The following is a 26,101-nucleotide window of genomic DNA, read 5'->3' as shown; positions in this document are numbered from 1 at the left end:
TCGGTCGAGGGATGTCGCGTGTCGGCGGTGCGCGGGAGACTGGCGGCATGGCCGCCGCCTCCTCCCCCGCCGTGCGTGCGATGCGCCTCGCGGCGCACGGGTTCCGCACGCCCGCCGACGATGCGGTCGCCGCGATCGAACGTCTCGGCGCGATGCAGGCGCAGGACCTCGGCGCCGCCAAGTGGGCGATCGGCAGCCGGATGGCGCGACCGTCGCTCCAGGCGGTCGACGCCGCGCTCGAGTCACGACGCGTCGTGCGGTCCTGGCCGATGCGCGGCACGCTGCATGTCCTGCCGACGCGCCTGCTGCGTCCGCTGCTCGAGGTGACGCGTCCGCGGATCCTCGCCAAGGCTGCGCTCCGGCATCGGCAGCTCGAGCTCGCCGAACCCGAGTACCGCGTCGCGCGTGCGACGACCGAACGCGAACTCGCCGGCGGCGCGACGGCGACCCGCGATGAGCTCGCGGCGATGTGGTCGGCCGCCGGCCTGAGGGTCGACGGCCAGCGCGCCTACCACCTCATCCTGTGGCTCGCGCTCGACGCGGTGCTCTGCTGCGGGCCGGTCGACGGGCGGGTGCAGCACTTCGCACTCCTCGACGAGTGGGCGCCCGCGCCATCCGATTCGCCGACCGAGCGCGACGCGGTGCTCGGCGAGCTGTTCGCGGCGTACGTCGGCGGGCACGGCCCCGCGACGGTCGCCGACTTCGCCTGGTGGGCCGGGGTCACAATGGCCGATGCTCGAACCGGGCTCGCGGCGGCGGGCCGGCGCGTCGAGCGGTTCGACGGCGACGACGACCGCTACGTCGGCGCCGGGGCGACGGATGGCCCGGCCTCGCGCCCCCGCGGAGCGCTCGCGCTCGCCGGGTTCGACGAGTACTTCCTCGGCTACGCCGACCGCTCGGCGGTGTGCGAGCCGGAGTTCGGCGACCTCGTGGTGCCGGGGGGCAACGGCGTCTTCAAGCCCATCCTCGTGCTCGACGGGCGGGTCGTCGGCACGTGGGCGCGCGCGGGAACGGCGCGGAGGCCGCGGGTCGAACTGCGCTGGTTCCACTCGATGCCCGCCGGCGCGGCGCAGCGGTTCACCCGTCCGCTCCAGGCGTGGGCGCGGTTCACGGGCATCGACCTCCAGGGCGTCGACGAGCGCGTCCCGGGCACCTGAACGATCCGGGAACGACCGTGGGCGGCCCGGCCGAGGCCGGACCGCCCGCGGGACGTCTCGGTCGAGGACTACTCCTGGACGAGCGCGGCCTGCAGGTCGATGGTGATGGTGACCTGCTCGCCGACCAGCACGCCGCCGGTCTCGAGGGCCGCGTTCCACGAGAGGCCGAAGTCCTCGCGGTTGATGACGGTCTTGGCCGTGGCGCCGCCCTTGTAGTTGCCGTACGGGTCGGTGCCGAAGCCGCCGAAGTCGAAGTCGAACGTGGCGGGCTTGGTGACGCCCTTGATGGTCAGGTCGCCGTCCACCTTGAACTCGCCGCCCTCGACGCGGACGCCGGTCGAGACGAACTCGATCGTCGGGAACTGGTCGGCCTGGAAGAAGTCGTTCGTGCGCAGGTGCGCGTCGCGGTTCGGCTCGTTCGTGTTGATCGAGGCGACCTCGGCCGTCGCGGTCACGCGAGAGTCCAGCGGGTCCTCCCCCGTCACGAAGGTGGCGTCGAAGCGCTCGAACTTGCCCTTGACCTTGCTGATCATGAGGTGGCGGACGCTGAAGGCCACCTCGCTGTGGGTCGGGTCGATCTTCCAGGTGCCGGCGCGGTAGCCGGGGATCTCGATCGTCGTCTCGGTCGTCGTCATTCGGTGTCTCCCGTGTGTCTGCGTTCGCGGCCGAATGGCCACAGTCAATGCAAACGCATGGACGACCGGGATCTATTCCCCACCCGCGAGGGAAATCTCGCGACGGAGTTCGAGCACGCGTTCCGCGGCCTCGTCGAGCCGCTCCTCCGGCACCCGGCCCGATTCCACGGCGTCCACGATCGACCCGGTCAGGCCGTCCAGGCTGATGCCGAAATCCGTCGGGTCGGCCGGGAGCACGTAGAGCAGCAGGTCGCTGCCGGCCTCGAGCGCGCGCACCGCGTTCTCGCCCGGGTCGGCGTACTCGGGCAGCTCGTTGTGTTGCAGCATCAGCATGTCGTCGGTGACGACCACGCCGTCGAAGCCGAGCTCCTTGCGCAGGATGCGGTGCCACTCCGCCGAGAGCGACGCCGGCGCGGCATCCACCGAGGGGTAGGCCAGGTGCCCGGTCATCACCAGCTCGACGTCGGCGCCGATGGCCGCCTGGAAGGGCGCGGCCGGGCCGGCGCGCCACTCGTCGAGCGTGAGGGGCGCCGACGGGACCGAGAAGTGCGAATCCCCCGGCGCCGCCCCGTGGCCGGGGAAGTGCTTGACGGTGCTCGCCACGATCCCGCGCTCCCCCGCCACGGCGGCGGCGACCCGCTCGCTCGCGGCCGCCGGATCGGTGCCGAGCACGCGCTCGTGGATGAAGGACGACGGGTCGGCCGTGACATCCGCGACGATGCCGAAGTTCACGTTCACGCCGGATGCCGCCAGCGCGGCCGCCCGCGCGGCGAACGCGTCGCGCGTGGCCGGCGCCGGCTGCCCGCGCAGCACCTCGGGCCCCGGCGCCGGATCCCAGTCGATGCGGCTCACGATGCCGCCCTCCTGGTCGATGCCGACGAGCGTCGCCGCTTCGGGGTCGGCCTGCAGGGCTCCGGTGAACGCGGCGAGCGAGGCCTCGTCGGCCGGCATGTTGTCGCCCATCAGGATCACGCCCGCGATGCCCTCGTCGATCAGCGCCCGGAGCGGCGCGGGGTCGGTGCCCGGCGCGTGGAGCATGAGCAGCGAGGCCGCCTTCTGCTCGACGGTCATGGCCTCGACGCGCTGCTTGGCCCACGCCGCAGGATTCGCCGGGGCGCGTGCGGGCGACGGCGTCGTCGAGGGCGACGGCAAGGGTTTCGCCCCCGGCGCCTCGGCGGGCCCGGCGCAGCCCGCGAGCGCCGCAACCCCGAGCAGGGCGACGGCGATGAGGGACGAGACCGGGCGACGCACCCGCCCGAGTCTACGTTCGCCTCCTGCGCGCGAGCCGGGCGCCTCCGGAGTGAACGTCGGGTAGAACGGAGGGGATGGAATTCGACGAGAGCGATCGCGCGATCCTGCAGCGGTACGCCGCCGACGCCACGTTCATGGCGGGCGGCGCCGCGGCGATCCTCCTGCAGCTCGCCGATCCGCGGATCGCCGCCGGCGTGGCGCGGCACAGCGGATTCCGCGAGCGCCCCCTCGACCGCCTCGCGGCGACGCACCAGTACCTGATGGCGCTGTGGTTCGGCGACGAGCGCGACGTCAACCACGTCGTCCGCATCGTCGACGCGCGGCACTCTCGCGTCCGCGGAGCGGGCGACCCCGACTACGACGCGCGCGAACCCGACGCGCAACGGTGGGTCGCGGCGACCATCCTGTTCGTCGGGACGGACCTGGAGCGCCGGATGTCCCGGTCCGCGCCCGACGCCGGCACGGCCGACGCGCTCGTCCGCGCGTACGCGCCGCTGGCGGGCCGACTGCAGGGGTCGGCCGCGGGGTGGCCGGCCACGCGGGACGAGTTCGACGCGTGGTGGGCCGAGCGGATGCCGCGCCTGCAGGTCGGACCCGACGCGCGAGCGGTCGCACGCGACCTCCTCGGCGGCACGGGGCTGCCCGCGGCGATGCGCCCTCTCCTGCCTCCCCTCCGACTCGTCACCGCAGCCCTGCTCCCGCCCGCGATCCGGGAGGCGTACGGCTTCCGGTGGACCCCGCGCGTCGAGCGGGCGGCCGCCGACTGGATCGGCGCCCTGGCGACGGCGCGCCGCCTCACGCCGATGGCGGTGCGCACCATCCCGATGCGCATATCACTCCAACGCGTGCAGCAGCGCAGCCGGTACGCTGAGGGTGACCCGCGAGGACGAGGATGACCCAGCACGCACCGCACCGTAGCGAGGCGCTCGACGCGATCGACCGACGCATCGTCGCCGAGTTGAGCCGCGACGGCCGGCTCTCGGTGCGCACCCTCGCCGAGCGCGTGCACATCTCCCGCACCGCCGCGCACAACCGCGTGCTCGCACTGCAGCAGCGCGGCGTGATCACGGGCTTCGGCGCGCAGATCGACCGCAAGGCGATCGGGCTGAACATCTCCGCGCTCGTGGTGGTCCGGATCGGCGACGTCTCGTGGGAGGAGATCGCCGCGAAGCTCGCGACGCTCCCGTTCGTCGAGAAGGTGCAGGCCGTCTCGGGCGACATCGACATCATCCTCACGGTCAGCGCCCCCGATCACGAGCAGTTGAGCCAGGCGATCCTCCGCGACATCCATGACATGCCCGGTGTCGTGTCGACGAGGTCGCACCTCATCCTCGAGGAGATCGACGGCCGGCCCCCCGCGCAGTCGCTGGACATCTGGCGCGCCTGAGGCCATCTACCGCGGACGAACGGCATCCGTTTCGTCCACGCAGTGCCGTTCGTTCACGGTTCTGCCGTACTCCGAGCGGGGGGCCTCAGACTGTCGCACCATGGCCGTATGAGCCTCAACGTCGAGCATCACGAGACCCGCGTCCTGCCGTCAGAGAAGCCGCTCCGGCTGCTGGACAATGCCGGCCATGCCGTCCACGGCCGGGAGACCGGCGGCTTCGCGCTGCCACCCGTCGAGACGCTCCTCGAGCTCTACCGGCGCATGGTGATCGCACGCCGCTTCGACGTCCAGGTGACCGCGCTCACCAAGCAGGGCCGGCTCGCCACGTATCCGTCCGCGTACGGGCAGGAGGCCTGCGAGATCGGCGTGATCTCGGCGATCACGTCCGACGACTGGTTCTTCCCGACGTACCGCGACAGCATCGCGCTGCTCACGCGCGGCCTCGCCCCCGGCGAGATCCTGCAGTCGTTCCGGGGCGACTGGCACAACGGCTGGGACCAGCACGAGCACCGCACCGCGTCGATGGCCACGCCGCTCGCCACCCAGGCGCTGCACGCCGTCGGCCTCGCACACGCCGCACGCCTGCGTCGCGACCCCATCGTGACGCTCACCTTCCTCGGCGACGGCGCCACGAGCGAGGGCGACGCGCACGAGGCGTTCAACTTCGCCGCCGTGTGGCAGACCCCGACCGTGTTCCTCGTGCAGAACAACCAGTTCGCGATCAGCACGCCGCTCGCGCGGCAGACGCACGCGGCGACGCTCGCCGACAAGGCCGTGGGCTACGGCATGCCCGGCTACCACGTCGACGGCAACGACATCGCCGCCATGTACGCCGTCGCGTCGGCGGCGGTCGACCGCGCGCGCTCCGGGGGCGGGCCGACCCTCATCGAGGGCCTCACGTACCGCATCGAATCGCACACGAACTCCGACGACCCGACGCGGTACCGCCAGAAGCGCGACGTCGAGCACTGGAAGCGGCGCGACCCGATCGAGCGGCTCGAGAAGTACCTGGTCTCCGAGGGAGCGCTCACCGACGCGGTCCGCTCCGAGATCGGCGAGGCCGCCGAGGAACTCGCGGCCCGCACGCGCGAGGCGATGAGCGAGGAGCCGCACCTCGACCCGCTCGAGCTGTTCGACCACGTGTACGCGACGCCGCGCGCGGCGCTCGCGGAGCAGCGGTCTGCGCTCGAGGCCGAGCTCGCGGCGCACGCCGACCACGCCGCGCACGCCGCCGGCGCGGAGGTGCCCGCCCGATGAGCACGGCCGCGACCGAACGTGCGACGGATGCCGCGGCATCCGCCCCCCAGCCGCTGACCATGGCGGGTGCGCTGAACGCCGCCCTGCGCGACGCGATGGAGGCCGACGACCGGGTCGTCGTCTACGGCGAGGACGTCGGGCCGCTCGGCGGCGTGTTCCGCGTGACCGACGGCCTGCAGGCGAAGTTCGGCGACGAGCGCGTCTGGGACTCGCCGCTCGCGGAGGCCGGCATCGTGGGCACCGCGGTCGGCATGGCCATGTACGGCCTGCGACCCGTCGTCGAGATGCAGTTCGACGCGTTCTCCTATCCCGCGTTCGAGCAGATCGTCTCCCACGTGGCGAAGATGCGGAACCGCACCAAGGGGCACGTCAGCCTGCCCATGGTCATCCGCATCCCGTGCGCCGGTGCGATCGGCGGCGTCGAGCACCACTCCGACTCCTCCGAGGCGTACTGGACCGCGACGCCGGGCCTGACCGTCGTGATGCCGTCGAACCCGGCAGACGCATACTCGATGCTCCGCGAGGCGATCGAGAGCGACGACCCGATCGTGTTGATGGAGCCCAAGAGCCGCTACTGGTCGAAGGCGAACCTCGAACTGCCCGTACGCACCGCGCCGATGAACCGCGCCGAGGTCGTGCGCGAGGGCACGGATGTCACGCTCATCGCGTACGGTCCGACCGTACGCACCGCGCTCGACGCGGCCGCCGCCGCGGAGGCCGAGGGGCTCTCGATCGAGGTGGTCGACCTCCGGAGCCTCTCGCCGTTCGACGACGAGACCGTCGGCGCGTCGGTGCGGAAGACCTCGCGCGCCGCGGTCATCCACGAGGCCGCGCAGTTCGGCGGCTACGGCGCCGAGGTCGCCGCACGCCTGACCGAGCGGAACTTCTTCCACCTCGCCGCGCCGATCCTGCGGATCACGGGCTACGACATCCCCTACCCGTCGCCCAAGCTCGAGGAGCACCACCTGCCGACGCCCGACCGAGTGCTCGATGCGCTCGCCTCGTGGGAGTGGGACCTGGCATGAGCGCGCGCGAGTTCATCCTGCCCGACCTCGGCGAGGGCCTCACCGAGGCCGAGGTCGTCGCCTGGCTCGTGCAGCCCGGCGACGAGGTGACGGTCGACCAGCCGGTCGTCGAGCTCGAATCGGCGAAGTCGGTCGTGCAGCTGCCCACGCCGTTCGCGGGCGTCGTCGAGTCGCTCGGCGGCGAGGTGGGCCAGGTGCTGCACGCCGGCGAGGTGCTGATGCGGCTCACCCCGGTCGGCGCCGCCGCCGAGCCGGCGACGGATGGCGCGGCCGCACCCGCGACCGCGGCCGCGGCTGCGACAGCGGACGCGCCCGTCGCCGCCGAGCCCGGCGTGGTCGCCCCCACCGACACGGCGTCGGAGGAGTCCGGGGCCGTGCTGATCGGCTACGGCACGCGGACGACCGCGGCGACGGCGCGCGCAGCGAGCGCGCCGTCGCGGTTCGGCGCGCGGCGGCCTGCGGCGGATGGCCCGGCGGCGGCGTCCGACGCTGGGGCGGCACCGCCTCCCGAGGCCGCGCCCGTGGCGCCCGTGGCCCCTGCGGCGCCGACCCCCGCCCCGGTACCGGCCGAGGATCCTCGGGAGGCGCTCGACCACGACCGCCACTCCCCCGTCGTGTCCCCGATCGTGCGCCGGCTGGCGCGCGAGCACGGCTTCGACGCGTCCGAGCTCGTCGGCTCGGGGCCCGACGGCCTCGTCACGCGCGGCGACGTCGAGGCGTTCATCCGCGAGGTCGAGGCGGCACGGGCCGGCACGCCGACCGGGGTCACCGCGGCGCACGCCGCTGCTGCGCCATCCGTCACCGCCCCGGCCCCGCCCCCGGCGACGTCCGTCGCGACGGGCGACCACCGCGTGCCGCTCGACCGCACCGGGCGCGCCGCCGCCGCGCACTTCACGCGGTCGCGCCGCGAGATCCCCGAGGCGACCGTCTGGATGGACGTCGACGCGACCGAGCTGCTCGCCGCCCGCCGCCAGCTGCAGGAGGCCACCGGCGAACGGTTCGGCATGACCGCGCTCGTCGCGCGTTTCGTGGTCGCCGGCCTCAAACGGCATCCGTCGCTCAATGCGAGCTTCGACGCCGAGCGCAACGAACTCGTACTGCACTCCGCGATCAACCTCGGTCTCGCCGCGCAGACGCCGCGCGGGCTGCTCGTGCCGGTCGTGCACGGGGCCGAGCGGATGTCGCTCCGCGAACTCCGCGACGCGGTGCAGCGCCGCACGGAGCAGGCGACGACGGGCGCGTTCCCGCCCGACGCCCTGTCGGGCGGCACCTTCACCTTCAACAACTACGGCACGCTCGGCGTGGACGGCTCGGCCGCGATCATCAACCACCCCGAGGCGGCGATGCTCGGCATCGGGCGGCTCGTGGAACGGCCCTGGGTCGTCAACGGGCAGCTCGCGGTGCGGACCGTCACCGAGCTGACGATCTCGTTCGACCACCGCGTGTGCGACGGCGCGGAGGCCGCGGCCTTCCTCACGTACGTCGCGCGCTGCATCGAACGCCCGATCTCGCTGCTGGCCGATCTCTGACGGCCGGCCGCACGAACGACTGAGGCGCACCTCCCTGCGGAGGTGCGCCTCGGCCGTTTCCGGGCTCCGGCCGGATCAGAAGAAGTCGTCGGGGGTACCGGCCGCACGCTCGACGTCGCGCGTCTCGATCCGGGCGGCGGCGAGCTTGGCGACCGCGACACGCAGGCCGGACTCCATCTGCGCCGCCCAGGCGTCGGACTCGCGCGCGGTCGTCTCGGCGGCACGTGCGCGCGCGTCGGCCGCGTCGGCCGCGCGTCGTGCGTCGGCGACCTGCCGCAGGGCGAGGGAGATGCCGTAGTACGCCGCGACCATCGTCGCGATCGGCGCGGCCACGACGGCGAGGGCGCTGACCCCGGCTCCGGTCGGCGTGAACGCGACCACGAGCGCGAAGGCGAGGAACAGCGCCGCGATCGCGATGATCACGACGAGCATGAAGCGCAGGTCGCGACTCCATGGCGTCGCCGACTTCGCCGCAGTCTCGGTCGATGGCTCGGGCGTCGCGGCGGGCTCGGGTCCGGGCTCGGACCCGAAGACGGCGGTGTCGCCGTATCCGGCGCCGGGGAAGCTCTGTTCGGAGGTGCGGGCGGTCGTGTCGCTCATATCGCGGAACCCCTTGCGTTCGGATCGTCCCCTCATTGTGTGACGCGTTCGGGGGTCGGTCAAGCAAGCACGCCGAGGCCCCATCCGTTCGCGCGCTGCGAACCGCGCCCGTCGGGCACGATGCCCGGGCGCCTCGGATGTCGGTGGGTGCTGAGATGCTCTCAACATGGAAGCCGTCGAACTGAAGCAGACCAGAGAGCTCGCCGTCGGCGACACGCTGGTCAGCGCGACCGGCAGCGTCTACGAGATCACCCGCCTCGCGCGCATCGGCCGCGGCATCCGCGTGCACTACGCCACACCTGACGGCCGCACGGGCCGCTTCACGGCTGCGCCCGACGCCGTCACGCGCGTCCGCCGCGCCGACTCGGTGCACGCCGCCTGAGATCCGAGCGACGACCATCCACGGTCGCGCAAGCGACGGACCACGTCGTTCCGCACGGCCGACTGAGCCGGCACCTGGCCGACCTCACCTCTGGCGGAGGTCGGCCGCGCGCAGGTATGTTGCAGGCGGGGGTGGGCGTGGAGAGACCGCTGGCGGGGCTCGGGCGTCGGAACGTCGTGCGCGAGCTCGCGGCCGGCGTGACACTGCTCGCGATCGCGGTGCCGCTGAACATCGGGTACGCCCAGATCGCCGGTCTCCCGCCGACCGCGGGGCTCTACGCGCTCGTCGTCCCGGCGGTGGTCTATGCACTCACGGTGTCGTCGCGCCAGCTCGTGGCGTCGCCCGACGCGGCAGCGGCCGCCCTCGTCGCGTCTTCGCTCGTCGGGTTGGCGACGGTGGGGGCGGGTGACTACGCGACGATGGCGCTCGCGCAGGCCATCGTCAGCGGCGTGGCGTTCCTGCTCGCCGCGGTGTTCAAGCTGGGCTTCCTCGCGAGCTTCCTCTCGAAGCCGATCCTGGTGGGGTTCGTCGGCGGGCTCGCACTCGACATCCTGGTCAGCCAGGTCGCCAAGATGCTCGGCGTCCCCATCGAATCGGGCGAGGAGTTCGTCGGCAAGCTCATCGGGCTCGCGACGGGCCTCGGCGAGGTCGACGCCTGGTCGGTCGCGATCTCGGCCGGCGCGGTCGCGATCCTGATGCTCGGTCGACGGTTGGCGCGCGCGGTGCCGTGGGCGCTCATCGTGCTCGTGGCCGCGACGGTGCTCGTGGTGGTCGCCGACCTCGACCGTGCCGGCGTCGACGTCCTGGGCGAGGTGCCCGCGGGGCCGCCGACGCTCACCTGGCCGGTGCTCGAGTGGACGACGTGGCTCCTGCTCGTGCCATCCGCTCTCGCCCTGACGATGGTGACGATGGCCGAGGGCCTGCTCGTCGCGCGCTCCTACGCGGAACGGAACGGGTATCGCGACGAGCCGAACCGCGACCTGTTCGCGTTCGGCCTCGGCAATATCGCCGCCGGCGCGACCGGCGGATTCGCCGTCGGCGCCTCGACGTCGCGGACCGCCGCCATGGACCAGGCCGGCTCGCGAACCCAGCTCCCGGCGCTGGTCGCGGCAGTCGGCACGCTACTGCTCCTCGTCTTCGGCACGGCGCTGCTGGCCGACATCCCCTCGCCGGCCATCGGCGCGGTCGTCGCGGTCGCGATCATCCCGCTGCTCGGCATCCGCGAGCTCGTCGCACTGTGGCGACGGGATCGCTTCGAGTTCGCCGTCGCGGCGGCGTGCTTCCTCACGACGCTGTTCGTCGGGGCGATCGCGGGGATCCTGATCGCGTTCGTGCTCGCGCTCGTCAACCTCGCCCGAAGGGCTGCCAGACCGGCGCTCGACGTGCTCACCTCCGACGGGGAGCCGACGCACTCCCTGCTGGACCCTGCGCCGAAGGGCGCGGTCACCGCGCCCGGGGTCGTGGTCGTCCGGCTCGCCGCTCCCCTGTTCTTCGCGAACGCGACCTCGTTCGACGACGCGGTCAAGCGCGCCGTCCGCGACGCCGCCGAGCCGGTGCACCACCTCATCCTCGATGCCGAGTCGATCACCGACCTCGACGTCACGGGCGCCGAGGCGTTCGAGTCGCTCCGCAGCTGGCTGCGCGACCACGACGTCGCGTTGTCGATGAGCCGGATGCGACCGGCGGTCCGCCGACGCTTCGAGACCTTCGGCCTGCTCGACGGTGTCTCGATCCATTCGACCAATCGGGCCGCCCTCGCCGCCGCCACGGTGGATGCCGTGCAACAGGGGGAGGACCCGCATGGGCTCGGTCATCGGTGACGTCCTGCCGCTCGCCGTCGGTATCGCGATCAGTCCCATCCCGATCATCGCCGCCATCCTGATGCTGCTCTCGCCCAGGGCTCGGACCACGAGCGTGGGCTTCCTCGCCGGGTGGGTGCTGGGCATCGCGGCAGCCGTGACGATCTTCACGCTCCTGTCGTCGGTGCTCCCGCAGGGTGAAGCGGATGACTCGAAGCCGATCACGGCCGTGATGCAACTCGTGCTCGGAGCCGGCCTCCTGGTTCTGGCCCTCCGTCAGTGGCGCTCACGACCTGATCCCAGCGAGGAACCGCCGTTGCCGAAATGGATGGCCGGGATCGACACGATGACCGCCGGCCGCGCGCTGGGCCTCGGATTCCTGCTCGCCGCGGTCAACCCGAAGAACCTGCTGCTCGGCGCCGGCGCCGGGCTCTCGATCGGCTCCGCCGGGCTCGATCTCGGCGCGGTCGCGATCGTGCTCCTGACATTCACCGTCATCGCCGCGGCATCCGTCGCCATTCCCGTGATCGCCTACCTCGCGGCATCCGAGCGGATGGCGGCACCGCTCGAACGCCTGCGCGGCTGGCTCGTGCACAACAACGCCACCGTCATGGCCGTGCTGCTCGTCGTGATCGGCGTCGTGCTCATCGGCAAGGGCATCGGCAACTTCTGAATCGACATCGTCAAGGGGGAACAGCATGCAGCAGAACGAGGCGACCGAGAGCATCCGGGCGCAGCAACGGGAGCTCGCCGAACGACTGCCGTTCGACGACCGCCGCGACCTGGAGGCGGTCGAGCGTGGCTTCATCGCTGCGCTCGAGCCCGGCGAGATCCGCGACGCCGACGGGATGGTCGTGTGGGATGCGGACGAGTTCGCCTTCATCACGGGCGAGGCGCCCGACACCGTCAACCCGAGCCTCTGGAGGCAATCCACCCTGGTATCGAAGCAGGGGCTCTTCGAGGTCGCCGAGGGCATCTACCAGGTCCGCGGGCTCGACCTCTCGAACGTGAGCTTCGTCGAGGGCGACGCCGGCGTGATCGTCATCGATCCGCTCATCTCGAAGGAGACCGCCGCGGCGGCGCTCGCCCTCTACCGCGAGCACCGCGGCGATCGACCGGTCACGGCGGTGATCTTCACGCACAGCCACATCGACCACTTCGGCGGCGTGCTCGGCGTCGTCTCGCACGAGGACGTCGGCGCGAACGGCGTGCAGGTCGTCGCGCCGGTCGGCCTCGTCGGCGAGGCCGTCGCCGAGAACGTGTACGCGGGCACCGCGATGGCGCGTCGCGCGGGATACATGTACGGCGCGGCGCTGGAACGCGGGCCGCGCGGCGCGGTGGGGGCCGGCCTCGGCCAGTCCACCTCGACGGGGCACCCGGGCATCGTCGTGCCGACGCTCGAGATCCGCAGCACGGGTGAGACGCACGTGATCGACGGTGTCGAGATCGAGTTCCAGATGGCGCCCGGCACCGAGGCGCCGGCCGAGATGCACTTCCTGTTCCCCCAGAAGCGGGCGCTGTGCATGGCCGAGAATGCCACGCACAACCTGCACAACCTGCTGACCCTCCGCGGCGCACTCGTGCGCGACCCTCACGTCTGGTCGAAGTACCTCACCGAGGCGATCGAACGGTTCGGCAGCCGAGTCGACGTCGTGTTCGCCTCGCACCACTGGCCGACTTGGGGTGCCGACGAGATCCGCGAGTTCCTCGGCCTGCAGCGCGACCTGTACGCATACCTCCACGACCAGACGCTCCGGATGCTGAACCAGGGGCTGAACGGTGCCGAGATCGCCGAGGAGATCCAGCTGCCACCCGCCCTCGAGAGCGCCTGGCACGCGCGAGGCTACTACGGGTCGGTGAGCCACAACGTCAAGGCCATCTACCAGCGCTACATGGGCTGGTTCGACGGCAACCCTGCCCGCCTCTGGCCGCATCCTCCGAAGCCGCTCGCCGAGCGGTACGTCGCCGCCATCGGCGGCATCGATCGCGTCGTCGAGCTCGCGAGGCAGGCGTACGACGAGGGCGACTTCCGGTGGGCGGCGACTCTGCTCGACCACGCGGTCTTCACCGATCCCGCCCATGCGGCCGCACGCACGCTCTACGCCGACACGCTCGAGCAACTCGCATACGGCGCCGAGAACGGCACTTGGCGCAACTTCTTCCTCTCGGGAGCGACGGAACTGCGCGGCGAGAACTTCGGCACGCCGACGAGCACCGCGGCACCCGAGATCCTCGCCCAGCTCACGCCCGAGCAGCTGCTCGACGCCATCGCGATCACGGTCGACGGACCGCGGGCCTGGGACCTCGACCTCGCGCTCGACCTGACCTTCACCGACGTCGACCGGAACTTCCGCGTCACGCTCCGCAACGGCGTGCTCGTCTACGTCGAGAAGCCCGCCGACGAGTCGAGCGCCCAGGCGACGGTCTCGCTTACGAAGCCGCGCATGCTCGCCCTGCTCGCCGGCGACCGCGAGACTCCGGGCATCGACAAGCGTGGCGACACCGAGGTCCTCGACCGGCTGATGTCCGTCCTCGAGCGTGGCGACCCGTCATTCGACATCGTCGTTCCATGACGGGTGCGGCCCGTGAGTCCGTCGACCCGGTTGATGGCTCTGATCAGATGACCAGCTTGCGCTGAACGTCATCGGCATGCGGCTCGGAGGCGCAGTTCGGTCGAGGCTACCACGTGCTCCCGTCTGGAAGTACCGGATGGATCGCCGCACCTGGGTGCCGACGCCCAACGCCGAGGTCAGTTACTCGATGAGCTACCTGGACCTGAAGGAGATGCCGAGCCGGCGTTCGACGGCCACCTGAGAAACGGGAAAGCCCCTGAGAATCTGCCGATCATCAGGGGTTCTTGGTGGATGTGAGGGAACTCGAACCCCTGACCCCCTGACGGTGTGCACCGTGGTGTGCGCGCACGTGTTTGGTTGTGGATGCTAGCAATTGTACGGCAGGGCGGGCTGATCGAGGGTCTCGACATCGCCGCTTGTTGCCGTCAGCTGCAGGTGCTTGTAGTTGAAAAGAGCCCCAAAAAGGCCGCAGTGCCAGCGACCGTCGTGTGATGTATCAAGACATCGGTGACGGTTCTGCATCAGGACATCGGTGACGGTTCGTGTGTCAGGACATCGGTGACACTGGATGCTCTTCGGTCGTCGGCCGCGGAGTCTGCCGTTGCCGAGGTACTTCACGCCGGGCGCCGGCCGGTCGTGCTCGATGAGGATGGTGCCGTCGAGATCGGCGACGAGGATCGCGTCGCCGTCTTCGATGACGATCACGTCGTCGCCGGCGCGTTGCCCATCGATCATGTACGTCACCCGGTGGAGCCGGATGATGCCGTTCTCGCGGAGCCTGATGACGCGCTGGGCGGCCGGTAGGGCTTGGGGCGTGGCGGGTCGGCCTTCGGGGTCGCCAGCCACGCGGTTTCCAGGGTTACTCGGCCGGGCAGCCCCTGGTGCGGGCGCTCGGTGTTGTAGATCAAGTCGAACGCGTCGACCTGCGACTGCAGCTGCTCGAGCGAGTCCGCCAGCGGCTGCTTGTCGAGGTACCGGAACAGGGCCTGGTGGAAGCGTTGGATGCTCCTATGTTCGCCGGCGAGCTCAGTGCCGACGCCATGCAGCTGAACGAGGCTGGGCACGGCCTCGGTGACCAGCGCGGCGATCTGCGTGCTCAGCTGCTTGACCTCATCGTCCAGCGCCTTCCATCGTCGGGCGAGATCACGCAGCGATAGCTTCATTGCCGCCAGGTGCATGCGCTCAGGATCGGCGACCAACGACAGCATGTTCTCGGTCTCCGGGCGAAGTCGCAGGCAACGGCTTACGAGCGTCCGCTTGGTTAGCGAGATGAGTTCGTCGCGGAGCTGGGACGGTGCGCCGATCGCGACGCCGAACAATGTGTTCATCGCTTGAGTGCGCACCTTCACCGCGCTGGAGCGGGTAACGCGAAGCGTCCGGATCACTTCGACGATGCCCGACTTGGTCTTCGAGACTGCGGTTGATGTCCCGCCAGGCACGGCGCGAGCGACCTGTTCCGCATCCAGACGGTCGGACTTGCCATCCATGCGTCGGGCGAGCCTGTTGGGTCGGTTCACCTCGACGATTTTCTCGCCGCTGCGGGTGAGCTCGCGAGCGAGGGCCGCGCCGAACGATCCGGTGCTCTCCACCCCGATCGAGGCGACATCACCGTGACCATGCATCCAGTCGCGCAGGACTGCGCAGCCGGGCATGGTGGCGGGGAACTCTCGGTGGCCGAGCAGGCGCCCGTGCGCGTCGATCGCCGCCGCGTAGTGGGTGTGCTTGTGAGTGTCGACCCCGCCGATCACCATGACAGGGTTCATCAGGGTTGTCATGCTGGGAGGGCGCTGCAGCCGCCGAGTGCGATCGCTAGTCCGAGGGCTACGGCAACGGCAAGCAGCGAGGCGCGGCGGGGATCTGCCATAGGACCCGGCGCATCCAATTGTGCCGAACGCAACCGAGAGGGTCACAACCGCAAGAAGGATGCTGCGCCACGGCTTCTCGCTCCCCCATAGGAGAAGACCTGGCTGGTGAATTAAGCCGCCGCCGCAGCACGCCGCTCGTCGTCACGATCTTCGGTCAGTTCCCGGAAAGAGCGCCGGCCCGTGGCGTAAGCGACTCCGAAGAGTACGAGCCCATAGGCGACGACAATCGCAATGATGGCCCCGTCCTCGAAGTCGCTGAAGTAACCGATTTGCAGGAGCCACGACCAAATCAACACCCCGGCGAGGCCAATCACAAGAGTCCAAGCCATCCGCCGATACGCGGCGCGGGTCACCTCGGTTTGATGGCGCAGCGCCCTCGCTTGCCGCCGAATGTAGCGCTCCAGCACCTCCCGCGCGTAAGCGTCATCGACGGACTCCAGAGCCTCGGCAGCTGACTTGATGTGCGCTACCCGATGATGTGCGGCGGTCTGGGCAGTGGCGCCGAGCCATGTCGCTAGTGCCGTGCTGATCAGCAGCGCCACCGCCCCGATGATCGCGACCCACACACTGTCCGTCATGCACGCGAGCCTATTGGCAGCGGGTCGCCTTCGGGTCCAACTCATCGGCCATTTGGGTCAAGCTCAGGTCTGATCGGCCGATCGCTCGTCCTCGCTGTTCCCGCCCACGGAGTCGTCATCGCCATGCGCCTCAAGATTCCGAAGGTCGATCGCTTGACGGAGGCTTTCCGCGCGTGCCTCTGACTCGCGCGCCACCGAGACCCCGAACGATGACAACTTCGTGTCGATTGAGGTTGGCTTCGTCGCCCACGTATTGGCGAGGGCGTGGGCTCGCTCAGCTCGTCCTGCGAACGGGACGGGTGACGTGCGTGCGCGCGTTCTCCCGCTGACAACTTATCGAGTGCAGTGTCGATTGCGGCGATCTTGATCGGAATTGCCCTCATCAGCCCCAGACCTTGCACTTCGCCCTCGCGTTCCAGTCGAGCCGCGATCTGCTTCTCCTGAGCGCGAAGATCTCGGCCATCTTCGTCATCGGTCCGCCAGAACAGCCCAAATCGTTCGTCGCAGCGCGCCGCTTGTCCAATCGCGCATATCAACTGCGACCCCACGCCTAGATCGCGCGTACCGCGCGCTTCAATCCTCCTCTCGGTGGCGCTCAACGATGTCGTTCGCTCGCTCTTCCGCCCGCCACGATTTCGCCGCAGCGTACACAGCCCGCGGCGGGCCTCGCGGAGCGCTGCTCATCCCGGTGAATCGAGGCAACCTCATCTCACGCCTTAGCATCCTCCACACCCGAGTCGAGTTCCGCATGTCCACCCAAATGAGGACTGGTCGTGTCCTCGAAGCGAGTGACGCATCTCGGGGACTCTCTTTCGAATGAGAGGACGGGGACGAACTGAAAAGGATTCAGCGTGGCGTCAGCCGATACGCCCTACTCAACGAGTTCAAACGCGATCTCCTCGCTGTCCAGATAGGCGTTCGCCAGCCCGATCGGGTCAAGCGTGTCGAACCACGGCCGCGTGATCGACATCGCCAGGCGGTACATTCCATCGGGGACCATCGATCTGGATGCTGCGCTGCGGATCGTCCGCTGGAATTCGGCGCCGGTCGTCGAAGGGGTCGAAGCCCATCCGTACGTCCTTCGGCAACGAGATCGGTGCAACGGAGCCGATCTCCTTTGTGCCTTGGAGGACAAGGATCTCGAGGTCTGCGATGAACGAGGACAGGAGGTCCATGAAGTTGCGACGACCGAATGTATGCTCGGCGGTAGGTCCGATGACCAGCAGGTCGCCATCAGCGACGAGAAACTCGGATGCCACGAGGTAGTCGAGCACCTCGGTCGCGCCATCCATCACCGCGGAATCCGCCCACCAGTCTTCCCAGCCTGCTACCGGGATACGACCTTCCTGCAGCGCGAGCGCGAGCAGCTGCTGCGCGGCGATGTGTCGCGGATGCGGCGGGGCGACGATCGGCTCGACAAAGCCACGTGACCACAGCAACAGCAGGCCCGCCGCTCGAGCGAACGCATCGAGCTCGGTCGCGAGGAACAAGGCGTTCCGCGATGTCCCTGGCCGCCGCCCGGTGCGACCGAGTCGCTGCAGAAACGCCGATACCGAGAACGGCGCATCGATCTGGATCATCCGGTCGAGGTCGCCGATGTCGATACCGAGTTCGCGCGTCGAGGTGGCCACGATCACGCAGTCGCGCGCTTCTGCGAACGCCCGCTCGCTGATGCGCCGCGCATCGACCGACAGCGAGGAGTGGGAGATATGCGTGGTCACGCCCCGCTGTCGCAGTTCGAACGCGAGTTCCTCGGCCTGAGCCCTCGCTTGGCAGAAGACGAGCCGCTTCTCCCCCACGAACAACCGCGACAGGATCTCAGCGGCGTTCTCGAGCGAGCCAACGTAGTCGAGCGTTATCGTGGGCTCAGTAATCGTGCTCGAGTCGCGCACAACCTTTGCGAACACACCGCGAGCCCGGTTCGAGCCCTGCAGCCAGTGCAGCACATCCTCCGGGTTGCCGAGTGTCGCCGACAGCCCGATTCGCTGGATCGGGCGGTCGGCGATGCGCTGCAGCCGCTCGAGTACCGCGAGCAGGTGCCAGCCACGATCGGATGCCGCGAACGAATGCACCTCGTCGACGACGATCGCGCGGATCCTTCGGAAGAACTGATGATGCGAGACTCGCCGCGAGACGAGCATCGCCTCGAGCGATTCCGGCGTGGTGAGCAGGATGTCTGGTGGGTCAGCGAGGATGCGTCGGCGATCGCCATCGCCGACATCGCCGTGCCAAAGCGCCACCCGACGACCGCCCACGTCCGCGCGACGCAGCACCCCCGCGCGCCATTCGATCACGGGTCCGTGCCGCAGCCTTGAGCCGCATGACATCCCTGCTCATCGATCCGGACTACGAGCTCCTCCCGACGGGCCGTATTCGTGGCTCACGATCGCAATCGCAGGCACCATCCTCTTTCGTGCGGTGGCCGATGTCGGGATCATCGGCCACCGACGACGAGGTTCAGCAGTTGCTCTGCAACAGAGCCGAGTAGCGCTGTTGCAAATGCTGCCGCACCTGCGACCAACAGGCCCGCACCCCAGACGACGAGCCGGTTGACGCTGTAAATGTCACCCACACGATCCAGGCCCAGTCCTGCACTTTTCAGCGATCGGAGATCAAAGGCGAATCCGAGAGCCAGGAAGACCGTTGCGACTTGCAGCAGACGGAGCAGGAGGATCTGCTGAATCGCAGGACCCCACGCGAACGGAATGAGTATGACGATCGATTCGGTGACTACAAGGACCGCAGCCATCAGGACTGCTTTGCTTATGCCGCGGTGGCCTCGAATCGCGGGAAATAGGAAGCCGAACGCGAATCCGTACAGCGGAAAGCCAAGACCGATCACTGCGTTCATTCCGGTGCTCAGTACGTAGGGTCCGGTTGCATCATCGGCCAATGCGAGTATGAACCCCAGTGACTCGAGGGCGTATGGGAGTCCCGCCACGGTTGCGATAGCGGCACCGTACCCGCCACGTCGCAATGCGCTGGCTGGGTTTCCGCCCCAACTCAGGGCGCTCGCGCTCAGCCGCCGGGAAGCGTAGTGACGCGGCGAGATCTCATGTTTGATCGCCTCGAGCTTCTCGAGCGTGTCTACTGAGCCGTCCGCGATTGCCTTGCGTCGCGCATCAGCGTAGTCACGGTCCATGCGGCGCTCGCCCACACCCTGCACGAAGCTCCGTAACCTACTCGACAACTCGCGGGCAGGCGGCACTCGCCAGCGATTGCGCGCGTTGGGGACAAGGACGAGGAGTGTAAAGAGCACGCCTCCGACGATCAATGACACCGGCGCGCCATTGAATGTCGTCGGTCTGAAGAGGAGCACAAGGCCGGTGGCGATCAGTCCGTAGCGAGTCCAATCGCCGAGTGATCGATCAGATCGAGCGAGCCCAACTACGAGGAGAATTGTGAGGGCTACGCGTAGCGGGTCGACGAAGATGTCGAGCGAATCGTACGCCTCGCGTGTTCCCACGGAAGCGAACTCCTCGAACAGTTGAGGAAGTGTGGTTCCGAGCACGAGGAGAGCAGTCAAGGCGACGAGCCACCGCATCACAGACACTCGCCGCACCCCGACCACCCGACCAACCCAGCGGACGAGTCCGCACATTGCGAGCAGAATAACCGCTACGACGATGGCGTGAGCCGTTCGGTTCGCAGCTTTGCCGTCAAATACCGGCATGAGTGAAACGAAAGCAGTTCCGAGCGCACCTGCACCGATCGCGCCCCAAAGCGCAAGGGAGCCTTTGAAGGCGCGGATAATTAGCCACGCGCCTCCCGCCATCACTACCCCGCCCGCGAGAACTGCGGCTATCAGCCAGCCCCCCGGGATGCTCCACTCCGAAAGTGCGGGGAGGTTCAGGAGGAGCACAGCGAGAATCGCCGATCCGCCGAGGACTCCGAGACTTGCGCCGATCCGCCCCCAGAAAGCCACTCGACCTGACGTGCCTTCCGAGAAGACCAGGCTCCAACCCCACGCGACGATCAGCGGGAGGATCGCCCCGACCACCGATCCGGGCGAGAGCAGTGGAGCAAGGTACATCGGATCTATCGACGGATCCTGTGCCAGCAATCGGTGTGCTTCTGGACCCCATGAACCTAGTAGTTCGTCGATTCGGGGCAGCAAGGCAGCCAGGGTGAAGACAGCTAGAGCTGCGACGAGAGGGCCGAACCGCGTCCACTCGTAAGGGACGTTGCGCCCACTTGGATATGCCAGAGGCGTCTCGCGGAGGGTGCCACGTCTGCGGCTCCACATCAGTGAGAAGTAGAAGACGCCCCAGATCGCGAAGGTTACGAGCATCGAGGGGAGTTCGCTTCTGAGTAACCAGTTGTCGGCGACAGGTGAAGAAGACTCGGTCGGTGCCGTCGAGTGCGCCATCGTGAAGGTCACGGGGTCGGCGCCGTCATCGTCGATATCCACTTCGGCATCGGTGTCTGACTGGCGATCCACCCTCTCGTCGGGAGTTACGCGGGTGAGTGTCCATCCGTCGACCGCCGATAGCGTGACGTGAGCGGCAGCGAAGTACGGCTTCACCAGCGCGACTTCGACGGGTCCGTCGGCCTTATTGAGTAACCCCGTTCGCACGACCATCCGCAGAGTCTCCGTCGCGCTGCCCGCGTCGCGCTGCTGAGTCAGGGGCTGAGCGGTGAGCTGGAGGACGCCGGAACGATTACGCACTTCTGGTCGGCCGGCGGCGGCGTAGAACAGCCAAGCTTGGGCGTGCATGAGCTCGAGTGATTCCTCGTCCAGGAGGCCGTCGGAGGCGTCGACAGTTAGCTCGATTGTGTATTCCACCGAGTCACCTGCAGTGATGTGGATCTCTGCTTCCCGAGATTCCCCGTCGATGTTGCCGACGATGGTTTCCAGTATCGAATTGGTCTCACCGCCTCTCTGCAGTTGGCTCGCAGCGGAGGAGGTAAGCAGCGATCCGCTCAACAACAACACGAGACCCACGCCGAGGGCAATCGCTCGCTGGACTATAGGAGTGAGCCTCGGGACCACTGCCATAGGACGCTCCCGTCAGTCTCAAGATGACTGCTGACTGTACAGCCGTGAGCGTCAGGCGTCGAGGGCGCGACCGGTGACGCCACGCGTCCGCCGGTCAGCACTCTGGTTACTCGCCTCAAGGAGAGCGAGCACATCGCGCGCCACCTGGGAGGTAGCCATACCGATTCCATCCGGCAATGCCGACAACCCATTCGATCGTCCTGCCGTTCGGTTTCCCCACCCGCTCGGCGAGGCCCGGGGCAGACTCGGATTCCGCCCGCTGAGCGATCCTTTCGTCGAGATGGCGCCGTCCGTCACGAACGGCCATCAGGTGTCTATGCAGGAGGCATCTGACGCGCTGCGTCCCTCAGGTCGTCACCCAATCTTGGTGACGGATGTCCCCATCGCTCGGTGTAGCCGGGACAGGCGATTATGCACCGAGGTTGAGCCGACGCTTCCGGCGGCCGGCTAGGGCTCAATGACTAGGGCGGATGATTTGGGCGTTAGCGCAGCAGCGTGGTTCCCGCCTTGTGGTGGGCCCCGGCATGCGATATAGAAGCCATGTATCAAACTGCAGGCCTCGACTTCGAAGGGTGCGAAATGGCAAATCGGAGCAAGAAGGTTCCGATCACAAGCGACTTTGTGATTGTGGTCGATGTGAACGCGTCCGGCGATGTCCGGGTACTACTTGACGATCTTGGCCTCGACTACGGCCTCGCACCCGGAGACACGCTCACCCTCATAGTGCAACCATCGAAATCAGACGAGAAAGCCCCCAAGGACGCCACCAAGCCCAGCTGGGGAAACGATCCTGGTGCGAAGGCAGAAGATTCATGGCCGACTGGCGTTGGCGCTGCTGGCTACGCGCCCGACTTCTCTGACGGAGAACCTGGCCCCAATCCCGCCGACGACGCTCGGAACGGCTGATGGCCGAAAACGCGCAATCAGAGCCATCGCTTCCACCAGTCTCTCGGTGGCGGGAAGCAGCCGACCGGCTGCGCAATAACGCACGATTGTTCGTTGTGTCACTGGGTGCTGTCGCCGTGACGGTGGTAGCAGGTTTAAGCCTGACCGGCCTTCGAGAATTGGACCCACAATCTCCCAATTTCGTGGTCGCGATAGTGGCCGCGTTACTCGCGACTCTCGGCGTTGTCGCGATGCTCGCGTTCGCAATGCGACTATCGTCCGCGTCGGCGGTTACCATGGCCGACCTGCTAGAGCTCGGTCCAGACAGCGATCAAACGGAGGCAAAGAAGAAACTGCGAAAGTCTCGGCCCGGGTACGCCTACGCTCGCAAGGTAGTAAATAGCAAATCGAACGGCTCGCTCGCAGGCTACGAGAATCTCGAGGCCTTCAATGCGGCGGTTGCTGCAGCCTATGTTGACCTGACGTCGAAGGCTAGAGCCGCCGCACAAGCGCCAGCCAACACGGACCTTTATGGAGAGTATCTCGCGTCACAGAGAACGGCCGAGTGGTACAACGCTCGACTGGCGGCACTTATCGAGGTCGCGAGTTACCAACGCCTCCGATGGAACTTCGGGCTCACGTCCGTGCTCATGGCGGTCGCCGGTGCGATCACCGCTGTAGGAATCGTCACCTACGCGGCGGCCCTGCAGCCGAGTGGCGTTCCTCCCACCCCGGTTGCGGTCACCACCCACCAGATGATCGAGATACTTCCCCCGTCGACACCCGCGGCCGCCGCGCTTTATGAGGACGTACTCGGTTGCAGAGTGGCCGTGCAAGGTTTGGTGGACGTCGTAGCCGGCGGCAGCGTCTCTGCAATCACCATCCCTGACGAAACTTGCCGCTCCGTCACCCTGACGGCCAAATGGGATGGCGAGGTTTTTGTTGCAACCTTCAACGACGTGGAAGATCCAGAAGAAGACCAGGAGACCGCGACCCCGTCCCCTTCGGCCACTCCCCAATAGGCGCACCTTCTAGGTGTGATGTCCAGGGACGTTGTTTCGGGACACGGCCCTGATCTGCTGAAAGGCGAAGACCTCCGCTTGTGAAGTGGAGCTGTTCAAGGAACCGCTTCGACAACTGGAGGCCTTCGTGTCCCACGCTAACGCGCTGCTGACTCCGCGCGCTCGTCTTCGCCTGGCTCGTCTGATCGTCGATGACCGCTGGCCAGTCGCAGCCGCGGCGAAGATGTTCATGGTCTCGCCCGTGACCGCCCGCAAGTGGGCCGCCCGGTACCGCACCGAAGGGCCGGCTGGGATGACCGACCGCTCGAGCCGGCCTCGGTCGATGCCGACCAAGACGCCGCTGCCGACGGTCAAGCGGATCGTCAAGGCCCGGTGGCGCCGCCGGCTCGGTCCGGCGCAGATCGCCGGTGAACTCGGGCTGCCGACCTCGACCGTGCACGCCGTCCTCGTGCGCTGCCGCATCAACCGGCTGGGCCGCATCGACCGCGTTACCGGTGAACCGATCGGCAACATCCCTGACGGTGGCGGCTGGCGCTTCCTCGGGCGGGCTCAGGGCGAAAAGAATCGCGAGGCCACCGCCCGCCGCACCGGGAACCGGAACCACCGCTACGAACCGCGGGTCGGCATCGCCTACGTGCACACCGTCATCGACGACCACTCGCGCGTGGCCTACGCCGAGATCTGCGCCGACGAGAAAGCCCCGACCGCCGTCGCGGTCCTGCGCCGTGCAGTCGCCTGGTTCGCCGACCGCGGCATAACGATCGAACGGGTGATCTCCGACAACGGGTCGGCATACAAGTCCTACGACTGGCGCGACGCGTGCATCGAGCTCGGCATCACGATGAAGAAGACCCGCCCGTACCGTCCGCAGACCAACGGCAAGATCGAACGCTTCCACCGCACCCTCGCCGACGGCTGGGCGTACGCCCGCTTCTACGCCTCAGAGACCGAACGCAGAAATGCCCTGCCCGGTTGGCTGCACTTCTACAATCAGCACAGGCGCCACTCCGCGATCGGAGCCCCGCCCATCAGCAGATTCAACAACCTGCCTGGACATCACAACTAGGCCGTGTTGATCAAGTCGTTTCGGGTCTCGGTCGGTGAGTCTTGACAGGTGGCGCGTCGCGAGGTCTCTGACGAGGTGTGGGCTGTGCTGGAGCCGTTGATGCCGGCAGTCACGGGTCGGTCGCGGCCGTGGACGGATCACCGGCTCGCGGTCGAGGGAATGGCCTGAAAGTACCGGACCAGGGCGCCGTGGCGCGATGTGCCGGAGCGGTTCGGGAAGTGGAACTCGATCTACAAGCGGTTCACCCGTTGGGCTCACGATGACACGTGGGACAAGCTGCTCACTGAGGTGCAGCGCCAGTCGGACGCCGCCGCGCGGCTCGACTGGGTTGTGTCGATCGATTCGACGATCACGCGCGTGCATCAACACGGCGCGACCCTCGAGGGGGACACAGGGGGCTCCACCGAATCACAAGAATCCCTGATTCGAGCCGGTTGACCACGCGATCGGCCGCTCCCGCGGCGATTGACCTGCAAGGTCCACCTGGTCGCCGACGGTCGCGGACGCCCGTTGGGGTGGGTGCTCACCGGGGGCAACGTCAACGACACCACGATGATGACCACGGTGCTCGAGCACATTCGGGTGCCGCGGAGCGGGGCCGGCAGGCCGCGCAGCCGCCCTGATCGGGTGCTCGCGGACAAGGGGTACCCGTCGAAAGCGAACCGCGCCTGGCTGAGACAGCGTGGCATCGCCGCGACGATCCCCGAACGTGACGACCAGATCCTTCACCGCCGCAAGAAGCCGGGCCGACCGATCGACTTCGGCGCCGAGCAGAAGTCCCGGTATCGTGGCCGCAACGTGGTTAATCGCTGCTTCAACATGCTCAAGCAGTGGCGCGGGATCGCGATGCGCTCCGACAAGACCGCACGAAGCTACCGCGCCGCGATCGCCCTCGCCGCCACGCTGATCTGGATCAGGACCGACCTAGTCGACGCGACGTAGCCGGCTTCACGGGCAGAATGCTGTCTAACGCTGACCTGAACTTCCTTCGCGTCATCAACGAGGACGGGGTTCCGAAAGCGCCGTACTGTCCGGGGAGTGAGAGATGGCCGATGAGCTGAGTGGGATCATGGTCGCTCTCCCGTACGCGCGAGCGCTCAGCATGTCGGAGCTGCTATCGGGCTGGAAGCAGCACGTTCATCGCTTGGCGCTCGAGACGAGTCGCCCGCCAAGCGACACCGATTGGGGCGGCCGCGACCTGGTCGGGGCATTGATCTTGCGGAACTTCATCGCAGCTGGCATGACGTCCTTACCGAAAGCCAACTGTCGCTCGTCGCTGGGCAACTCGCCGTGATTGACGAGGAGTACCGCGCTTTCACCGAGCCGGACCAAGCGGGTGCCCTGCGCGCGTTGATGCCGACCGTCAGCGGGATCAGGATGTGGATGCCTGTGGAAGCCGTCCGCCGAAACGAGAAGAGCCCCAAAAAGGCCGCACGGGCCTTCGACAGGCCCCTCAGCAACGGGAAACCCCCTGAGAATCTCGTGATTCATCAGGGGTTTCGGTGGATCTGAGGGGACTCGAACCCCTGACCCCCTGCATGCCATGCAGGTGCGCTACCAGCTGCGCCACAGACCCGTTTCAGGTGTGTTGCCCGCTCGGGGCAACGGATTCAGCCTACACCAGCCTCCGTCGCGATATGAAATCGAGACGACCTCAGGACGACGAACCGGTGGCCGACGACGCGGTCGAGCCGTCGCGTTCGATGAGCGGCGCGACGGGGATCGACGGGCAGTCGCGCCACAGGCGTTCGAGGCCGTAGTACATCCGCTCCTCGCGGTGGAAGACGTGCACGACGAGGTCGCCGAAGTCGAGCAGCGCCCACCGTCCGGCGTCGCGGCCCTCACGACGCACGACGTCGTCGCCGCCCTCGCGGACCGCCTCGACGACGGCGTCGGCGATCGCCACGACGTTGCGCTCGGAATTGCCGCTGACCAGCAGGAAGACGTCGGTGAAGGGCAACGGCTCCGACACGTCCAGTGCGACCAGGTCCTCGCCTCCCTTCGCATCGGCGGCGCGGGCGGCGGCGGCGAGCAGGTGGTGCGCGTGGTCGGATGCGGTCATGTCCTCGACTTCCTGGAAACGGTCATGAC

At 68.3% G+C, this 26,101-nt stretch carries 24 protein-coding genes, 1 tRNA gene and 1 pseudogene; 16 read left to right on the top strand and 10 right to left on the bottom strand.

From position 1 onward, the window contains the following. Positions 1 to 47: 47 nt before the first annotated feature. Positions 48 to 1,157 carry a winged helix DNA-binding domain-containing protein gene (locus AC3RKB_RS17200; protein WP_491437486.1) on the top strand — a complete coding sequence of 370 codons (1,110 nt, stop codon included), beginning with the start codon at positions 48 to 50 and terminating at the stop codon, positions 1,155 to 1,157. Positions 1,158 to 1,225: 68 nt separating this feature from the next. On the opposite strand, the gene AC3RKB_RS17195 is transcribed toward AC3RKB_RS17200, so the two are convergent. Together AC3RKB_RS17195 and AC3RKB_RS17190 are read right to left on the bottom strand one after the other, a co-directional pair. After that, positions 1,226 to 1,792: a YceI family protein gene (locus AC3RKB_RS17195; protein ID WP_491437484.1), complete on the bottom strand. Its 567-nt coding sequence runs from the start codon at positions 1,790 to 1,792 to the stop codon at positions 1,226 to 1,228. 72 nt (positions 1,793 to 1,864) lie between these two features. Then, the gene (locus AC3RKB_RS17190) at positions 1,865 to 3,043 is read right to left on the bottom strand and encodes a glycoside hydrolase family 3 N-terminal domain-containing protein (protein WP_491437483.1); all 1,179 of its coding nucleotides are present in this window, start codon (positions 3,041 to 3,043) and stop codon (positions 1,865 to 1,867) included. A 74-nt stretch (positions 3,044 to 3,117) separates the two neighbouring features. Between AC3RKB_RS17190 and AC3RKB_RS17185 the strand changes: the two genes are divergently transcribed. From AC3RKB_RS17185 to AC3RKB_RS17165, 5 genes are all read left to right on the top strand, one after another. After that, positions 3,118 to 3,939 (top strand): oxygenase MpaB family protein, encoded by an 822-nt coding sequence (locus tag AC3RKB_RS17185; RefSeq protein WP_491437482.1) that lies wholly within the window; start codon positions 3,118 to 3,120, stop codon positions 3,937 to 3,939. After that, positions 3,936 to 4,430, top strand: a complete 495-nt coding sequence (locus tag AC3RKB_RS17180; protein WP_491437480.1) for an Lrp/AsnC family transcriptional regulator — start codon at positions 3,936 to 3,938, stop codon at positions 4,428 to 4,430. Before AC3RKB_RS17185 ends, AC3RKB_RS17180 begins: the two co-directional genes overlap by 4 nt. A 108-nt stretch (positions 4,431 to 4,538) precedes the next feature. Then, positions 4,539 to 5,687, top strand: a complete 1,149-nt coding sequence (gene pdhA / locus AC3RKB_RS17175; protein WP_491437479.1) for a pyruvate dehydrogenase (acetyl-transferring) E1 component subunit alpha — start codon at positions 4,539 to 4,541, stop codon at positions 5,685 to 5,687. Further along, entirely contained in the window at positions 5,684 to 6,712 is a 1,029-nt protein-coding gene (locus AC3RKB_RS17170) for an alpha-ketoacid dehydrogenase subunit beta (protein ID WP_491437477.1), read from the top strand. The genes pdhA and AC3RKB_RS17170 overlap by 4 nt, the downstream gene beginning before the upstream one ends. After that, positions 6,709 to 8,241, top strand: a complete 1,533-nt coding sequence (locus AC3RKB_RS17165) for a dihydrolipoamide acetyltransferase family protein (protein ID WP_491437475.1) — start codon at positions 6,709 to 6,711, stop codon at positions 8,239 to 8,241. The genes AC3RKB_RS17170 and AC3RKB_RS17165 overlap by 4 nt, the downstream gene beginning before the upstream one ends. A gap of 75 nt (positions 8,242 to 8,316) precedes the next feature. Here AC3RKB_RS17165 and AC3RKB_RS17160 read toward each other — a convergent pair whose 3' ends face one another. Continuing rightward, entirely contained in the window at positions 8,317 to 8,841 is a 525-nt protein-coding gene (locus AC3RKB_RS17160) for a hypothetical protein (RefSeq protein ID WP_491437474.1), read from the bottom strand. Positions 8,842 to 9,007: 166 nt separating this feature from the next. Between AC3RKB_RS17160 and AC3RKB_RS17155 the strand changes: the two genes are divergently transcribed. From AC3RKB_RS17155 to AC3RKB_RS17140, 4 genes are all read left to right on the top strand, one after another. Next, the gene (locus AC3RKB_RS17155) at positions 9,008 to 9,223 is read left to right on the top strand and encodes a hypothetical protein (protein ID WP_491437473.1); all 216 of its coding nucleotides are present in this window, start codon (positions 9,008 to 9,010) and stop codon (positions 9,221 to 9,223) included. A gap of 137 nt (positions 9,224 to 9,360) precedes the next feature. Then, positions 9,361 to 11,043 carry a SulP family inorganic anion transporter gene (locus AC3RKB_RS17150; RefSeq protein ID WP_491437472.1) on the top strand — a complete coding sequence of 561 codons (1,683 nt, stop codon included), beginning with the start codon at positions 9,361 to 9,363 and terminating at the stop codon, positions 11,041 to 11,043. Next, entirely contained in the window at positions 11,024 to 11,695 is a 672-nt protein-coding gene (locus AC3RKB_RS17145; protein WP_491437471.1) for a GAP family protein, read from the top strand. Before AC3RKB_RS17150 ends, AC3RKB_RS17145 begins: the two co-directional genes overlap by 20 nt. 25 nt (positions 11,696 to 11,720) lie before the next feature. Beyond that, on the top strand, positions 11,721 to 13,595 hold the full coding sequence (locus AC3RKB_RS17140; RefSeq protein ID WP_491437470.1) for an alkyl/aryl-sulfatase: 1,875 nt from the start codon (positions 11,721 to 11,723) through the stop codon (positions 13,593 to 13,595). A gap of 366 nt (positions 13,596 to 13,961) precedes the next feature. Here AC3RKB_RS17140 and AC3RKB_RS17135 read toward each other — a convergent pair whose 3' ends face one another. From AC3RKB_RS17135 to AC3RKB_RS17115, 5 genes are all read right to left on the bottom strand, one after another. Continuing rightward, on the bottom strand, positions 13,962 to 14,339 hold the full coding sequence (locus tag AC3RKB_RS17135; RefSeq protein WP_491437469.1) for a hypothetical protein: 378 nt from the start codon (positions 14,337 to 14,339) through the stop codon (positions 13,962 to 13,964). Next, positions 14,336 to 15,370 carry an IS110 family transposase gene (locus AC3RKB_RS17130; RefSeq protein WP_491437467.1) on the bottom strand — a complete coding sequence of 345 codons (1,035 nt, stop codon included), beginning with the start codon at positions 15,368 to 15,370 and terminating at the stop codon, positions 14,336 to 14,338. Before AC3RKB_RS17130 ends, AC3RKB_RS17135 begins: the two co-directional genes overlap by 4 nt. 200 nt (positions 15,371 to 15,570) lie before the next feature. After that, the gene (locus AC3RKB_RS17125; RefSeq protein ID WP_491437466.1) at positions 15,571 to 16,038 is read right to left on the bottom strand and encodes a hypothetical protein; all 468 of its coding nucleotides are present in this window, start codon (positions 16,036 to 16,038) and stop codon (positions 15,571 to 15,573) included. 935 nt (positions 16,039 to 16,973) lie between these two features. Next, the gene (locus tag AC3RKB_RS17120; protein WP_491437465.1) at positions 16,974 to 18,332 is read right to left on the bottom strand and encodes a helicase-related protein; all 1,359 of its coding nucleotides are present in this window, start codon (positions 18,330 to 18,332) and stop codon (positions 16,974 to 16,976) included. Between the two features lie 140 nt (positions 18,333 to 18,472). Further along, entirely contained in the window at positions 18,473 to 21,037 is a 2,565-nt protein-coding gene (locus tag AC3RKB_RS17115) for a PTS sugar transporter subunit IIC (RefSeq protein WP_491437464.1), read from the bottom strand. 540 nt (positions 21,038 to 21,577) lie between these two features. On the opposite strand from AC3RKB_RS17115, the gene AC3RKB_RS17110 reads away from it, so the two are divergent. The 6 genes and pseudogenes from AC3RKB_RS17110 to AC3RKB_RS17085 all read left to right on the top strand — a co-directional run bounded on the left by AC3RKB_RS17110 (position 21,578) and on the right by AC3RKB_RS17085 (position 25,304). Continuing rightward, the gene (locus AC3RKB_RS17110; protein ID WP_491437462.1) at positions 21,578 to 21,943 is read left to right on the top strand and encodes a hypothetical protein; all 366 of its coding nucleotides are present in this window, start codon (positions 21,578 to 21,580) and stop codon (positions 21,941 to 21,943) included. Further along, positions 21,943 to 22,944, top strand: coding sequence for a hypothetical protein (locus AC3RKB_RS17105; protein WP_491437461.1), 1,002 nt, complete (start codon positions 21,943 to 21,945; stop codon positions 22,942 to 22,944). Before AC3RKB_RS17110 ends, AC3RKB_RS17105 begins: the two co-directional genes overlap by 1 nt. 127 nt (positions 22,945 to 23,071) lie before the next feature. Further along, the gene (locus AC3RKB_RS17100) at positions 23,072 to 24,010 is read left to right on the top strand and encodes an IS481 family transposase (protein WP_491437878.1); all 939 of its coding nucleotides are present in this window, start codon (positions 23,072 to 23,074) and stop codon (positions 24,008 to 24,010) included. A 183-nt stretch (positions 24,011 to 24,193) separates the two neighbouring features. Beyond that, a pseudogene (locus AC3RKB_RS17095) lies at positions 24,194 to 24,448 on the top strand (transposase); the annotation flags it as partial. Positions 24,449 to 24,475: 27 nt separating this feature from the next. After that, positions 24,476 to 24,952, top strand: coding sequence for an IS5 family transposase (locus AC3RKB_RS17090; protein ID WP_491437460.1), 477 nt, complete (start codon positions 24,476 to 24,478; stop codon positions 24,950 to 24,952). 103 nt (positions 24,953 to 25,055) lie between these two features. Next, positions 25,056 to 25,304 (top strand): hypothetical protein, encoded by a 249-nt coding sequence (locus tag AC3RKB_RS17085; protein WP_491437459.1) that lies wholly within the window; start codon positions 25,056 to 25,058, stop codon positions 25,302 to 25,304. Positions 25,305 to 25,513: 209 nt separating this feature from the next. On the opposite strand, the gene AC3RKB_RS17080 is transcribed toward AC3RKB_RS17085, so the two are convergent. Further along, positions 25,514 to 25,586 (bottom strand) — tRNA-Ala (locus tag AC3RKB_RS17080). A gap of 78 nt (positions 25,587 to 25,664) precedes the next feature. Further along, complete coding sequence (gene rsfS, locus AC3RKB_RS17075) at positions 25,665 to 26,072, bottom strand: ribosome silencing factor (protein WP_491437457.1); 408 nt, start codon at positions 26,070 to 26,072, stop codon at positions 25,665 to 25,667. Positions 26,073 to 26,101: the final 29 nt, after the last annotated feature.

Source organism: Agromyces capsici (assembly GCF_058349965.1).
The sequence above is the reverse complement of the archived record's forward strand: the minus strand, read 5'-3'. Positions and strand labels throughout refer to the sequence as shown.